Origin of the sequence: Leifsonia sp. 22587 (assembly GCF_052044215.1) — a bacterium.
Lineage (GTDB): Bacteria > Actinomycetota > Actinomycetes > Actinomycetales > Microbacteriaceae > Leifsonia > Leifsonia shinshuensis_C.
The window spans coordinates 457,959-472,200 of the sequence record NZ_JBQENB010000004.1; the positions used below are offsets into that span (position 1 = coordinate 457,959).

The following is a 14,242-nucleotide window of genomic DNA, read 5'->3' on the forward strand; positions in this document are numbered from 1 at the left end:
GCTGCGCGCGCGCCGGGTCGATCCTACAATTCAGCGGTCTGCGCCCGCACGGGGGGATGCGCGAGCGTCCAGACAAGGGTTAGCTGCCTTTCAGGCACGTCCGGTATCGTCAGGTCACTGTGCCTGCCCCCCGAATCGGCACATGAGGAGCTCTGCTTGCGTTTCGTACTCGCCATCGTCGCGTTCGTCGTCGCCGCGGTCATGATCGTAGCCGGCATCGCGCAGCGGACCGTCTTCGCCCCGCCGAGCCGCATCCAGGCCGCCGCCACCGTATCCGGCGACCCCCGTTACGTGGTGATCGACGGGTCGGTGCTGAACGCGCATCCCGGACAGCAGACGCTCACCGTGACCGGTGCCCCCGACGCCGCGAAGCAGGTCGTCGCTTACGGCCGTACAGCGGACGTCAAGGCCTGGCTCAGCGGCCAGAAGTACGTCGCGGTCGGCTATCAGAAGGCCACGGGGAAGCTCTCCACGAAGGCCGTGACGGCGAAGCCGGCGACCTCCGCCACCGACGGTTCGGATTCCGGCAGCGGTTCGACCGCCACGCCGGCCCCGACCCCGTCGCCTACCGCATCGGCGGCCGCCGGCTCCGGCTCCTCGGAGACCACGTCCTCGGCCGCCGGCCCCAACCCGGCCGGGAGCGATCTCTGGCTCGAGGAGTTCGACGGCGACGCCGCCCAGGTCACGCGGATGAACATCCCGGACGACGTGAGCGTCATCGTCGCGTCCGACGGCCAGAAGTCGGCGCCGTCCCGTGTCAGTGTCACCTGGCCGGTCGACTCGAGCACGCCGTGGGCGTTCCCGCTGATCATCGGCGGTCTCATCCTGCTGGTGATCGGGATCGCCCTCTATCTCTGGGGCCTGTATACCCACCGCCGCTCGCGCGGCCCCCGCCGGAAGAGCGGACCGAAGATGCCCAAGCTGCCCAAGGCTCCGAAGTACAAGCCCACCGCCATGGTCGAGGCCACGCCCCGCGGACGCCGCTCCACCCGCCGCGCGCGCGTGATGCTCCCCGTCGCCCTGGCCGGCGCCCTGGCCCTCACCGGCTGCACGGCCGGGACGGACGCCGCGACGACGCCGTCGAAGACCGCGACGCCGCTCGCGACGGAGGCGCCGAACGCGAAGGACCAGCTCCCGCCCGCCGTGACCGTGCCGCAGCTCGAGCGCATCGTGAAGCGCATCTCCGAGTCGGCGGCCCAGGCGGACGCGAAGGCCAGCGCGGATCTCGCCAAGGTCCGGTTCATGGGGCCGGCCCTCCAGCTCCGCGAGGCCAACTACGCCATCCGCGCACACAAGTCGGACGAGCCGGCGCTCCCGGCCATCCCGGCGAGCCCCATCGTGCTCTCGCTGCCGCAGGCGACGGACACCTGGCCGCGCACCGTCGCGGCGGTGATCCAGAGCCCGAAGGATGCGAAGGGCAACGCGCAGGCTCCGATCGCCCTCACCATGGTGCAGGAGACGCCGCGCGACAACTACCAGGTCGAGTACGCGGTCTCCCTGGAGCCGAAGGCGAAGGTGCCGAACCTCGCGCCCGCCAGCATCGGTTCCGCCGTCGTCCCGCCGGACTCGAAGCTGCTCGCGCTCCCTCCGGAGAAGGTTTCCGCCGCGTACGGCGACATCCTGATGAACGGCGACAAGAGCCAGTACGCCTCGCTCTTCAACGCCGAGGGCGACACGCTGCGCACCCAGGTGGGCGCGGACTGGAAGGCGAAGCAGAAGGCCGCCGTGCCGGCGACCGCTTCGCTGACGTTCACCACCGCTCCGGGGAGCGGCTCGGACGTCGCGATGGCGACCAACGACTCGGGCGCGATCGTCTGGACGGACCTCCAGGAGTCGCAGGTGCTCAAGGTCGTGGAGGCCGGCGCCGAGGTCAGCGCGGGCAACACGTCCGCGGCGCTGAGCGGCGTCGCGTCGTCGAAGACGGGCATCGAGTCGACCTTCGGGTACCAGCTCGCGTTCTACGTCCCGCCGGTGGGCTCCAAGGAGAAGATCACGCTCCTCGGGTTCGCCCAGGGCATGATCGCCGCCAAGCAGATCCCGTAGCCGCCGGACGCTTCGCGAGTATCCTTGATTCTCGTGCCGCAGCCCGCACGTCAGGAGGATCAATGAGCAACGTCCCGCCCCCGCCCACCAACCTGCGCGGGGCCGTCGACCTGAGTTCCCTCGTCAACCGGCCCGCGCCGTCGGCCGACGGCGGCGCGTCCGGCCAGCCGGCCGTGGGAGGCGAGCTGACGCTGCCGAGCCTCTACTTCGAGGGCACGGACGCGAACTTCAACGACTTCATCGACCTGTCGATGCGCGTCCCCGTCGTGGTCGATCTGGTCACCGCGCGCGCCGAGCAGTCGGCGCAGTTCTCCGCCGTGATCGACCGCGTCGTCGGCGGCTTCGGCGGCCGGCTCGTGGTCGTCCGCATCGACGTGGACGCGAACCCGCAGCTCACCCAGGCGTTCCAGGCGCAGGCGGTGCCGACCGTGGCCGCCCTCATCGCCGGCCGTCCGGTGCAGCTGTTCTCGGGCGTCGTCCCGGAGGAGCAGCTGCGCGACGTGTTCGAGCAGCTGCTGCAGCTGGCCGCGCAGAACGGCGTCACCGACACGGTGGCCGTGGAGGGCGGCGCGCACGCCGCCGAGCAGCCGGACGGAGCCGCAGAGGCCGCACCGGAGCCCCCGCTGCCGCCGCTGCACGCGGAGGCCTACGACGCGATCGAGCGCGGCGACTACGAGGGTGCGATCCGCGCCTACCGGACCGCTCTGGCGCAGGATCCCCGCGACACGATGGCGGCCGCAGGTCTCGCGCAGGTCAGCCTGCTCGCGCGCCTGGCCGGCCACACGGCCGACGAGCTCCGGAGCGCCGCCGCGGAGGCGCCGCGCGACGCGGACGCCCAGCTCGGCGTCGCCGACCTCGACATCTCCGGCGGGCACGTCGACGACGCGTTCGACCGCCTGCTCACCGTGTTCCCGTCGCTCGACGCCGCGGGCAAGGAGGCGGTGCGGACGCGGCTGCTCGAGTATTTCGAGATCGTGGGTGTGGACGACCCCCGCGTGGGCAAGGCGCGGGCTAGGCTGGCCTCGCTGCTGTACTGAGCCCGCTCTCCGGGCGGCGGTCGGCGGCTCCCCCCACTCGACTCTCGCTCAGGAGTGATCGCGCATGTCCCGTGTGCTCGTCGTCGGAGGCACCGGCCTGGCCGGGCGCGCCGTCACCGCTGAAGCGATCGACCGCGGGCACGAGGTCGTCGTGGCCGCCCGCCGCGTGCCCGACGACGACGCCGACGAGTACGTCGCCGGCGCCGCCTACGTCACGGCCGACCTGGTCACCGGCGACGGGCTGGAGGAGGCGGTCGACGGTGTCGACGTCGTCGTCGACACCAGCAACGCGGTCGGCAAGCAGGCCGCGCACGTCTTCGCGACGGGTGCGCAGAACCTCGTCCACACCGCCGCGCGCTTCGGCGTGCACCGGGCGGTGCTGCTCTCCGTCGTGGGCGTCGACCACTCCTCGTACGGCTACTACCGGGCGAAGGCGGCCCAGGAGCGGGCGTACCTGGACTCGGCGCTCGACACGCGGATCGTCCGCGCCACCCAGTTCCACGACTTCGTCACCGCCATCTTCGACCGCGGACGCCCGATGGGCGCCCTGCTCGCGCCGACCGGCACCCGCTTCCAGCCGATCGCGGTGACCGACGTCGCCCGGGTGCTGGTCGACGCCGCCGAGGGCACGGGGGAGCCCGACAGCGTCATCCACGTCGGCGGTCCGCAGGTCGAGACGGCCCGCTCGCTCGCCGAGCAGTGGAAGCAGGCCAGCGGGACCCGCCGCTACATCCTCCCCGTCCGGCTGGGCGGCGCGCTCGGGTCCACCTGGCGGGCGGGCCGCAACCTGGTTCCCGAGCACGCCGTCGACGGCCTCGGCTACGCGGCCTGGATCGACTCGCGCGGCTGAGGGCCGTCGACGGCGGAGCGGTCAGCGCCGGGGCTTGAGCCAGAGCGCCCCGAGCGGCGGCAGCGTCAGCACCGCCGATGCCGGGCGGCCCATCCACGGCTCGTCCACCGCGGTGACCGCACCGAGGTTGCCGACGCCGGAACCGCCGTACGCCTCGGCGTCCGTGTTGAGCAGCTCCTCCCACTCGCCCGCGAACGGCAGCCCCATCCGGTAGCCGCTGTGCGGGTTGCCGGAGAAGTTGAACAGCATCGCGATCGGCTCGCCGTCGCGGTCCTTGCGCAGGAACGCGAGCACGTTGCCCTGGGCGTCCGAGCCGTCCAGCCACTCGAAGCCGGCGGGGTCGTTGTCGAGGGCCCACAGCTGCGGGTTGTCGCGGTACACGGCGTTGAGCTGGGAGACCAGGTTCCAGAGGCCCTGGTGGGCCGGCTGGTCGAGGATCCACCAGTCGAGCCCGCGCTCCTCGCTCCACTCCGACGGCTGGCCGAACTCCTGCCCCATGAAGAGCAGCTGCTTGCCGGGATGCGCCCACATGAACGCGAGGAACGCCCGCACGTTGGCGAGCTGCTGCCAGTGGTCGCCGGGCATCTTGGTCAGCAGCGAGCCCTTGCCGTGCACGACCTCGTCGTGACTGATCGGCAGGAGGAAGTTCTCGCTCCACGCGTACACGAACGAGAAGGTGATCTCGCTGTGGTGGTAGCCGCGGTACATCGGGTCCTGGTGGATGTACTGCAGGGCGTCGTGCATCCAGCCCATGTTCCACTTCAGACCGAAGCCGAGGCCGCCGGACGAGGTGGGGGCGGTGACGCCGGGGTAGCTGGTGGACTCCTCGGCGATCATCACGGTGCCGGGGTTGCGCTTGTACGCGGTGGCCGTGACCTCCTGCAGGAACCCGATCGCCTCGAGGTTCTCGCGGCCGCCGTGGATGTTCGGCTCCCACTCTCCGTCGTTGCGCGAGTAGTCGAGGTAGAGCATCGAGGCCACGGCGTCGACCCGGAGGCCGTCGACGTGGAACTCCTCCAGCCAGTACAGCGCGTTGGCGACCAGGAAGTTCCGCACCTGCGAGTTGCCGTAGTCGAAGATGTACGTGCCCCAGTCCTTGTGCTCGCCACGCCGCGGGTCCGGGTGCTCGTAGAGCGGCTGCCCGTCGTAGCGGGCGAGCGCCCAGTCGTCCTTGGGGAAGTGACCGGGCACCCAGTCGAGGATGACGCCGATGCCGGCCTGGTGCAGCCGGTCGATCAGGTACTTGAGGTCGTCGGGGGAGCCGAACCGGCTGGTCGGGGCGTAGTAGCCGGTGACCTGGTAGCCCCACGACCCGCCGAAGGGATGCTCGGCGAGCGGCAGGAACTCGACGTGCGTATAGCCGAGGGCGCCGACGTAGTCGATCAGCTGGTCCGCCGCCTCGCGGTACCCGAGGCCGGGGCGCCAGGAGCCGAAGTGGAGCTCGTAGATGCTCATCGGGCCCGCGTGCGGGTCCGTCTGCGCGCGCTGCTGCATCCACTCGTCGTCCGCCCAGTCGTGGCGGCTCACCGTGATCTTGGAGGCAGTCGCGGGCGGCACCTCGGCGAACTGGGCGAGAGGGTCGATCTTGCGCACCCAGCGGCCGTCCTGCGCGAGCAGGTCGAACTTGTAGATCTCGCCCTCGCCGATGCCGGGGACGAACAGCTCCCAGACGCCGGAGGCGCCCATGTTGCGCATCCCGTGCAGCGTGCCGTCCCAGCCGTTGAAGTTCCCGACCACCCGGACAGCGCGGGCGTGCGGCGCCCAGACGGTGAAGGAGGTGCCGACAACGCCGCCGAGGTCGCGCACGTGGGCGCCGAGCGCCGTCCAGAGCGTCTCGTGGCGTCCCTCACCGATCAGGTGGAGGTCGAGCTGGCCGATGGTGGGCAGGAACCGGTACGGGTCGTCCGCGGTCCAGGTGCTGCCGTCCTCGTAGCGGGCCTCGATCTCGTAGGCGCCGGGGCCGGTGATGTCGACGCCCTGCCAGACGCCGTGGCCGAGGTGGCCGAGCTCGACGTGGGCGCCGTTGGCGAGCACCGCGAAGACCTCGGTGGCGAGCGGGCGGAGCGCCCGGATGACGGTCACCGGGTCGGCGACGCCGGGGGCCGCGACCTGGTGCTGGCCCAGCACGGAGTGCGGGTCGTGGTGGCTGCCTGCGGCGATGGTGGCGAGCAGGGTGTCGTCGAGCGTCGGCAGGTCGACGGCGGCCGCGCCTTCGGGAATGGGGGACATGGTGCTACTCCTCGGTTCTCGTGCGGGCGGTGGGTCTCGTTCGGGCGGTGGGTCTCGTTCGGGCGGTCAGAGCGGGCGGACGGACAGGATGTGGACGGGCTCCGTGAAGGCGTCGAGCCGGACGTAGTTGTCCGTGCCCCACGTCCAGCGCTGCCCCGTCACCCGGTCCTTCACCTCGAACTGCGCGCCGACGGGGATGCCGAAGGCGGTCGGGTCGAGGTGGACGATCGTCTCGCGCACCGAGTGCGGGTCGACGTTGGCCACGACGATCACAGCATCCGCCTTGCCGCTCCGGGTGAAGCGGCCGTCGAGGTACTTCGAGTACACGAGGATGCTGTCGTCGTCGCTCCAGTGGATGCTGAGGTTCCGCAGCTGCCGGAGGGCCGGGTGCTCGCTGCGCGCGCTGTTCAGCATGGTCAGGTAGCCGGCCAGCGAGCGGCCCTGCGACTGGGCGCGGGCGTAGTCGCGCGGGCGGTACTCGTACTTCTCGTTGTCGATGTACTCCTCCGCTCCCGGCCGGGCGACGTTCTCGAAGAGCTCGTAGCCCGAGTAGACGCCCCAGGTGGGCGCCGCGGTCGCCGCGATGGCCGCCCGGATCTTGAAGGCCGGCTGGCCGCCGAACTGCAGGTACTCGGTGAGGATGTCCGGGGTGTTCACGAACAGGTTCGGCCGCAGGTAGTCGGCGGTCTCGTGCGCGAGGGAGTCGAGGAACTCCTCCAGCTCCTCCTTCGTGTTCCGCCACGTGAAGTACGTGTACGACTGCTGGAACCCGGCCTTCGCCAGGGTGCGCAGGAGCGCCGGCCGCGTGAACGCCTCGGCGAGGAAGACCACATCCGGGTCGGTCGCGTTGACCGTGTGGATCAGCCACTCCCAGAAGTGCAGCGGCTTGGTGTGCGGGTTGTCGACGCGGAAGATGCGCACGCCGAGTGACATCCAGTGCCGCACGATGCGCAGCACCTCCTGCCGCAGCCCCTCGTAGTCGTTGTCGAAGTTGATCGGGTAGATGTCCTGGTACTTCTTCGGCGGATTCTCCGCGTAGGCGATCGTGCCGTCCGGGAGGGTGGTGAACCACTCCGGGTGCGTCGTCACCCACGGGTGGTCGGGCGACGCCTGCAGGGCGAGATCGAGGGCCACCTCGAGGCCGGCCTGCTTCGCCTTGCCGAGGAAGAACGTGAAGTCCTTCTCCGTGCCGAGGTCCGGGTGGATGGCGTCGTGGCCGCCCTCGGCGCTGCCGATGGCCCACGGCGAGCCGGGGTCGTTCTCGCCGGCGTCGAGCGTGTTGTTCGGACCCTTGCGGAAGGTGCGGCCGATCGGGTGGATCGGGGGGAGGTAGACGACGTCGAAGCCCATCGCCGCGACCTCGGGGAGGCGCTTGGCCGCAGTGCGGAACGTGCCGGACTGCCACGACCCGTCGGGCAGCTTCTTGGCGCCCTCGGACCGCGGGAAGAACTCGTACCAGCTGCCCACACCGGCGCGGGTGCGCTCGACCTGGATGGCCCGGGTGGGCGACAGCGACGGCAGGCTGACCACGGGGCGCTCGGTGAGCACCTGCTGGATGCGCGCATCCACCGACGCCTGGAACCGCTCGTCGACCGTCCGCTTCTCGTCCGCGACGACCTTGGCGGCCTCGGAGAGGTGACGCCGCTCGGCGGTGCTGCGGCGCTTGTCCTTGGAGGCGGTCACGAGCAGGTCGTGACCCATCCGCAGCATCAGGTCGACGTCGATCCCGGCGGGCACCTTGACCTCGGCGTTGTGCCGCCAGGTGGCGTACTCGTCGGCGTACGCCTGCACGCGGTAGCGCCAGAGCCCGGTCTGCTCGAGCTGGACCTCCACCTCCCAGCGGTCCGTGCCGGGGGTGAGCGGACGCATGTGGTGCTCGGTCTGCCGGCCGGAGGGGTCGAGCAGCAGGAGGTCCACGCCGATCTTGTCGTGCCCCTCGCGGAAGGCGGTCGCACGGAACGGGATCACCTCCCCGCTGAACGCCGTCGCCGCCCACAGCCCCTCGTCGACCTGGGGCGAGAGCTCCAGGATCGGGATGCGGGGGAGCAGGGGCTCGTACGGCTCGCTCTCGCTGGGCGCCGCGGCGGCAGGCGGCTGGGCCACCGGTGCCGGCGGGGTCGCCTGCTTGCCCCGTGACTTCGTGCCCGCCGCAGGCGTCACGGCCTGGGGGGATGTCGCCGTGGCCGCCTCGGGCGCTGCGGCTGCTGACCTGGTCGCTGCGTTCTTCACCACGCTCCCGAACGTACACTCATTAACCCGCGCGTCATGAGGCTCGTTTACAGTGGACCGAGTGAAGGCCATCCGTCGATTTACCGTCCGAGCCGTCCTCCCTGAAAACCTCTCCGCATTGGAGGAGATCGCCGGCAACCTCCGCTGGTCCTGGCATGAGCCCACCAAGGAGCTGTTCGCCCGCATCTCGCCCGAACTGTGGCAGCAGGTCAAGCACGATCCGATCGCGCTCCTGGGCGCCGTCGAGCCGTCGCGGCTCGCCGAGCTCGCCGCGGATCCCGGATACGTCGAATGGGCGAACCACATCCGCGACGACCTGCACTCGTACCTCAGCGAGCCGCGCTGGTACCAGTCGCTCGGCGACGGCGCGCCGCAGACCATCGCCTACTTCTCGCCCGAGTTCGGCATCGCGGCGACCCTGCCGCAGTACTCCGGCGGTCTCGGCATCCTCGCCGGCGACCACCTGAAGGCGGCGAGCGACCTCGGCGTCCCGCTGGTCGCCGCCGGCCTGTTCTACCGCTCCGGCTACTTCTCGCAGGCGATCACGCCCGACGGCTGGCAGCTGGAGAGCTACCCGGTCCTCGACCCGGACGGGCTGCCGCTGAGCGTCCTCCGGAACCCGGACGGCACGCCCGTGCAGGTCTCGCTCGCGCTCCCGGACGGCGTGCTGCACGCCCGCATCTGGCAGGCCGCTGTCGGCCGCGTCAAGCTGCTCCTGCTCGACACCGACATCCCGGACAACGAGGAGCGTCTGCGCTCGGTCACCGACCGGCTGTACGGCGGCGGCGGCGAGCACCGCCTCCTCCAGGAGCTGCTGCTCGGCATCGGCGGCGTCCGCGCGGTCAAGGCGTGGACCGACCTCACCGGCGCCCCCGAGGCGGAGGTGTTCCACACCAACGAGGGGCACGCCGGGTTCCTGGGACTCGAGCGCATCTCCGACCTGATCGGCGAGGGCCTGACCTTCGACCAGGCGCTGCAGGTGGTGCGGGCGGGAACCGTGTTCACGACGCACACGCCGGTGCCCGCGGGCATCGACCGGTTCGACCGGTCGCTGGTCCAGCGGTACTTCTCGACCTCGCTGCTGCCGGGCGTGACGCCCGACCAGGTGCTCCCGCTCGGCGCGGAGGACTACCCGGGCGGGTCGCCGGACGTCTTCAACATGGCCGTGATGGGACTGCGGCTGGGCCAGCACGCGAACGGCGTGTCGAAGCTCCACGGCGACGTCTCCCGGCACATGTTCAACGGGCTGTACCCGGGATTCGACCCGCAGGAGGTGCCGATCGACTCCGTCACCAACGGCGTCCACGCGCCCACCTGGACCGACCCGATGCTGCGTGCGCTCGCGCTCGAGCGGCTCGGCACCGAGGACACCACGCACGCCGACTGGGCGAACTCGTCGGCGGTGACCGACATCGACCTGTGGGGCGTCCGCAACCGGATGCGGGAGCAGCTGGTGCAGGATGCGCGGCGCCGTCTCGCGGCGGCGTGGGAGGAGCAGAACCCGGGCGGGATCGCGCCGGCGTGGATGAGCGACCTGCTCGACCCGAACGTCCTCACCATCGGCTTCGCTCGGCGCGTGCCCACGTACAAGCGGCTCACGCTGATGCTGCACGACCCGGAGCGGCTGCGGAGGATCCTCACCAACCCCGCGCGTCCCGTGCAGTTCGTGATCGCGGGCAAGTCGCATCCCGCCGACGACGAGGGCAAGCGCCTCATCCAGAAGCTGGTGCAGTTCGCCTCGGAGGCCGACATCCGCGAGCGGATGGTGTTCCTCCCGGACTACGACATCGGCATGGCGCAGCTGCTCTACCCGGGCACGGACGTCTGGCTGAACAACCCGCTGCGGCCGCTCGAAGCCTGCGGCACGTCGGGCATGAAGGCGGCGCTCAACGGGGCGCTCAACCTGTCGATCCTCGACGGCTGGTGGAACGAGTTCTACGACGGCGAGAACGGCTGGGCGATCCCGTCCGCCGACGCGGCCGGCGACGGCGCGGAGCGCGACGCGCTCGAGGCCGAGGCCATGTACGACCTGATCGAGCACCAGATCGCGCCGCGGTTCTACGACCGCGACGGCGACGGTGTGCCGACCGCCTGGGTGTCGCGCATCCGTCACACGCTGTCGACCCTGTCGTCGCCGCTGTCCGCCGAGCGGATGGTGCGCGAGTACGTCGAGCGGCTCTACCTGCCCGCGGCCGGCTACGAGAACCGGCTCACCGAGAACGACTTCGCCGACGCCCGGTCGCTGGCCGACTGGAAGCAGCGCGTGGAGGCGGCCTGGCCGGGTGTCGCCGTCGCCCACGTCGACGCGGGCGGGGTGGATGCGGTGCCGCAGGTGGGAGACGAGCTGCACGTCCGCGCCCTCGTCAACCTCAACGGGCTGGAGCCGGGCGACGTCGAGGTGCAGGTCGTCTACGGCCGCAGCCAGGACGGCGACGAGCTGGTCGACGTGCACCGCCGGGCCCTCACCGTCGATGACAGCGTGCCGGGCACCCACGACGCGTCCGTGCCGCACGAGTTCGTCGGCACGGTCCGTCTCGGCTGGGCCGGCTCGTTCGGCTACACGGTCCGCGTGGTCCCGGTCAACGACCTCCTGCTCACTCCCGCCGAACTCGGCCTCGTCGCCGCCGCCTCCTGACCCCCGCCCCCTCCGTCGAGTACACGAAAAGTGCACGCTGAACCGGCGTGTCGCGTGCACTTTTCGTGTACTCGACGGAGGGGCGCGGGCGTGGGCGTGGGGGAGCGGGGTCAGCGGGTCAGGCGGACCGTGGGGAGGGTGGCGGAGCCGGCGGGGTGGGAGGACGTCGCGCCGTCGCGGGTGAAGCCGTTGCGGCGGTAGAAGGCCTCGGCTCGGGGGTTGCCGTCGAGCACCCAGAGGTAGGCGGGCGCGTCGCCGATGGCGGCGTCCAGCAGCTGCTGACCGGCTCCCGAGCCGTAGGCCTTCGCCAGGATGTAGATGCCCTCGAGTTCGCGGGGGCGCGGCCGGTCGTCGTCGCGGCCGGAGCCGGCGGTCGCCCAGCCGATCACCTCGCCGTCGCGTTCGGCGACGAAGGCGTCCGTGTCGCCGCGCTCCAGGATGGCCGTCCAGTTCCGGGCACTCTGCTCCACGTCCATCCGGGCCAGAAACTCGGCGGGCATGTGACCGGCGTAGGCCTCCCGCCAGGCGCCGATGTGGACGACGGCGATGGCGTGCGCGTCGTCGACCGTCGCGGGCCGCACGGTCACGGCGCCCGGGACGGTCACTTGGCGATGGGCGCGTACGCGGCGCCCGTCGCGGCGAGGAGGTCGGCGGGCGCGAGCTCGATGTCGAAGCCCCGCTTTCCGCCCGAGACGAAGACGGTGTCGAAGAGCTGCGCCGTCTCGTCCACCACGGTGACGTGCCGGGTCTTCTGGCCGATCGGGCTGATGCCGCCGACGACGTAGCCGGTGCGGCGCTCCGCGACGGCCGGGTCCGCCATTGACGCACGCTTCGCGCCGACGGATGCCGCGAGCGCCTTGAGGTCGAGCATCCCGGTGACCGGCACGACGCCGACTACGAGCCCGAGGTCCGTGTCGGCGAGCAGTGTCTTGAAGACCCGGTCCGGCTCGACGCCCAGCGCCTCGGCGGCCTCCAGGCCGAACGACGGCGCCGCCGGGTCGTGTTCGTACGGATGCGCGGCGAACGGGATGCCCGCCGCGGTCAGCGCGACCGTCGCCGGGGTTCCCGCCGCCGCTTTCGGCCGCGCCATCAGACCGTCGCCTCCGGCTCCTCCACCCGCGGGCCGCTCGCCCGGTAGAGCTGCATCGACGTGCCGCCGACCAGCCGTGTGGTCCCGGGGGCGAACTCGGTCGGCTCCTCCGTGATCGGGACCTCGGTCGCCGAATCCCACAGCAGCTGGTACGAGGTGACGCCGGGCGCCACGGGCAGCGACACCTCCACGTCGTCCTCCACGCCGTGCACGATGAGCAGGATGCGGTTGAACTCCTCGGTGACCGGGGTCGACGCCGCCAGATACTGGAGGGTGCGGTTCTCGGGCGAGTTCCAGTCCTCGTCGTCCATCCGCTGACCGGTGGCGTCGTACCAGTCCATGTGGCTGGCGTTCGGCGTGGTCTGGCCGGAGACCGCGTAGCGGACGGGGCGCAGGGCCGGGTTCTCGCGGCGCAACTGCAGCAGCCGCTTGGTGGTCTCGTACAGCTCCCGCTGCTCCCGCGTGCGCAGCCAGCTCAGCCAGGTCAGCTCGCTGTCCTGGCAGTAGGCGTTGTTGTTGCCGCGCTGGCTGCGCCCGTACTCGTCGCCCGCGGTGATCATCGGCACACCGGCCGAGAGCAGCAGGGTGCCCATCAGGTTCCGGATAGCCTTGGCGCGCGCCAGCAGGATGCCCTCGTCGTGCGTCGGACCCTCCACCCCGTGGTTGAAGGACCGGTTGTTGTCGGTGCCGTCCCGGTTGCCTTCCCCGTTGCCGAGGTTGTGCTTGACGTCGTAGGCGGTGAGGTCGGCCATCGTGAAGCCGTCGTGCGCGGTCACGAAGTTGACGGAGGCGAGCGGGCCGCGGTCCGGCGAGAACGTGTTCGACGACCCGGCGAGCCGGGTCGCGAATCCGCCGATGCCGACCGGCGCCTGCCCGTTGCGGCGCGCCTCGGCGATGTCGGCCAGCCAGAAGTTGCGGACGCGGTCGCGGTAGCGGTCGTTCCATTCGGACCATCCGGCGTGGTCGCCGGTCGGGCCCGGGAAGTTGCCGGTCTGCCAGCCGCCGAGCCCCACATCCCACGGCTCGGCGATCAGCTTTACGCCCTGCAGCGCCGGGTCCGACTGCGCGGCGACGAGCAGGGGATGGTCGCGGTGGAACGAGGCGTCGGTCCCGCGGCCCAGCGTCGCGGCGAGGTCGAACCGGAACCCGTCGATCTGCATCTCGTTCGCCCAGTAGCGCAGCGAGTCGAGCACGAGCCGCTGGGGGACGGGGTTCCCGAAGTCGACGGTGTTGCCGCATCCGGTCACGTCGATGTACGCCCCGGTGTCGTCGTGCCGGTAGTAGGTCGCGTTGTCGATGCCGCGGAAGCTGGTGCGCGGACCCTCCATGCCCTCCTCGGCCGTGTGGTTGTAGACGACGTCGAGGATCACCTCGATCCCCGCGAGGTGCAGCAGCTTCACCATGCCCTTGAACTCGGCGAGCACCGCCTCGGGCCCGGCGGCCTGCGCGGCGCGCGAGGCGTAGGGGATGTGCGGGGTGAAGAAGTTGAGGGTGTTGTAGCCCCAGTAGTTGGTGAGCCCCTCCTGGATGAGGCGCTGCTCGGACACGAACGCGTGCACCGGGAGCAGCTCGACGGCGGTGACGCCCAGCTCCTTGAGGTAGCGGATAGTGGACTCGTGAGCCAGCCCGGCGTAACTGCCGCGCAGCTCCTCCGGGATGTCGGGGTTCAGCTTGCTGATGCCCTTGACGTGCGCCTCGTAGATCACGGTCCGGTCGAGCTCCGTGCCGGGCTTGCGCGCCTCGCCCCAGTCGAAGCCGTCGGCGACGACGACCGAGCGCCAGCCCTCCGAGCCGACGCGCACGAGACCGCGCGCGTACGGGTCGATGAGCAGAGCCTCCGGGTCGAACGAGTTCGCGGGCGCGTTCGGGCCCGACACACGCACGGCGTAGCGGGTGCCGACCGTCAGCGACCGCGAGCGGCCCACCCACACGCCGTTCGCATCCCGGGTCATCGGGACCGCCTTGACCATCCAGTTCGGGTCGGCCGCGTCGAAGAGGCACAGCTCCATCGCATCGGCATTGGCGGAGAAGACCCGGAGCTCACCCCCGTGCGGCCCGACACGGACGCCCAGGTTGCGCAGGGGATCGGTCGAGGTCATGCGATCTAGAGTAGTGACACACGCTCGGAC

Annotated in this window: 9 protein-coding genes; 4 read left to right on the forward strand and 5 right to left on the reverse strand. The window is 71.2% G+C overall.

All coding sequences use genetic code 11. The features are described from left to right. Positions 1–156 precede the first annotated feature (156 nt). The 3 genes from ACTJI1_RS17985 (at position 157) to ACTJI1_RS17995 (ending at position 3,930) form a co-directional block, all read left to right on the forward strand. Positions 157–2,043, forward strand: a complete 1,887-nt coding sequence (locus ACTJI1_RS17985; protein WP_440743685.1) for a hypothetical protein — start codon at positions 157–159, stop codon at positions 2,041–2,043. Between the two features lie 62 nt (positions 2,044–2,105). Next, positions 2,106–3,080 carry a tetratricopeptide repeat protein gene (locus ACTJI1_RS17990; protein ID WP_440743686.1) on the forward strand — a complete coding sequence of 325 codons (975 nt, stop codon included), beginning with the start codon at positions 2,106–2,108 and terminating at the stop codon, positions 3,078–3,080. A 64-nt stretch (positions 3,081–3,144) separates the two neighbouring features. Then, positions 3,145–3,930 (forward strand): SDR family oxidoreductase, encoded by a 786-nt coding sequence (locus tag ACTJI1_RS17995; protein ID WP_440743687.1) that lies wholly within the window; start codon positions 3,145–3,147, stop codon positions 3,928–3,930. A gap of 21 nt (positions 3,931–3,951) precedes the next feature. Here the strand turns inward: ACTJI1_RS17995 and glgB are convergent, their stop codons facing one another. Both glgB and ACTJI1_RS18005 read right to left on the reverse strand, forming a co-directional pair. Next, positions 3,952–6,159, reverse strand: coding sequence for a 1,4-alpha-glucan branching protein GlgB (glgB, locus tag ACTJI1_RS18000; RefSeq protein WP_440743688.1), 2,208 nt, complete (start codon positions 6,157–6,159; stop codon positions 3,952–3,954). A gap of 66 nt (positions 6,160–6,225) precedes the next feature. Further along, entirely contained in the window at positions 6,226–8,187 is a 1,962-nt protein-coding gene (locus ACTJI1_RS18005) for an alpha-1,4-glucan--maltose-1-phosphate maltosyltransferase (RefSeq protein ID WP_440743807.1), read from the reverse strand. Positions 8,188–8,449: 262 nt separating this feature from the next. Here ACTJI1_RS18005 and glgP point away from each other — a divergent pair, with 262 nt between their 5' ends. Further along, a complete protein-coding gene (glgP, locus tag ACTJI1_RS18010) occupies positions 8,450–11,023 on the forward strand; it encodes an alpha-glucan family phosphorylase (protein ID WP_440743689.1) in 2,574 nt (857 codons plus the stop codon). Positions 11,024–11,133: 110 nt separating this feature from the next. Here the strand turns inward: glgP and ACTJI1_RS18015 are convergent, their stop codons facing one another. Genes ACTJI1_RS18015 through glgX form a run of 3 tightly spaced genes read right to left on the reverse strand, consistent with a single transcriptional unit; the run spans position 11,134 to position 14,212 of the window. Next, positions 11,134–11,628 (reverse strand): N-acetyltransferase family protein, encoded by a 495-nt coding sequence (locus ACTJI1_RS18015; RefSeq protein WP_440743690.1) that lies wholly within the window; start codon positions 11,626–11,628, stop codon positions 11,134–11,136. Beyond that, complete coding sequence (gene ybaK / locus ACTJI1_RS18020) at positions 11,625–12,113, reverse strand: Cys-tRNA(Pro) deacylase (protein ID WP_440743691.1); 489 nt, start codon at positions 12,111–12,113, stop codon at positions 11,625–11,627. The genes ACTJI1_RS18015 and ybaK overlap by 4 nt, the downstream gene beginning before the upstream one ends. Continuing rightward, positions 12,113–14,212, reverse strand: a complete 2,100-nt coding sequence (gene glgX, locus ACTJI1_RS18025) for a glycogen debranching protein GlgX (protein WP_440743692.1) — start codon at positions 14,210–14,212, stop codon at positions 12,113–12,115. Before glgX ends, ybaK begins: the two co-directional genes overlap by 1 nt. Positions 14,213–14,242: the final 30 nt, after the last annotated feature.

What these genes read in the sequence shown, in the direction of transcription:
- ACTJI1_RS17990 (WP_440743686.1), top strand. Translation starts at nt 2,106, where the DNA reads ATGAGCAACGTCCCGCCCCCGCCCACCAACCTGCGCGGGGCCGTCGAC.
- ACTJI1_RS17995 (WP_440743687.1), top strand. Translation starts at nt 3,145, where the DNA reads ATGTCCCGTGTGCTCGTCGTCGGAGGCACCGGCCTGGCCGGGCGCGCC.
- glgB (WP_440743688.1), bottom strand. Translation starts at nt 6,159, where the DNA reads ATGTCCCCCATTCCCGAAGGCGCGGCCGCCGTCGACCTGCCGACGCTC.
- ybaK (WP_440743691.1), bottom strand. Translation starts at nt 12,113, where the DNA reads ATGGCGCGGCCGAAAGCGGCGGCGGGAACCCCGGCGACGGTCGCGCTG.
- glgX (WP_440743692.1), bottom strand. Translation starts at nt 14,212, where the DNA reads ATGACCTCGACCGATCCCCTGCGCAACCTGGGCGTCCGTGTCGGGCCG.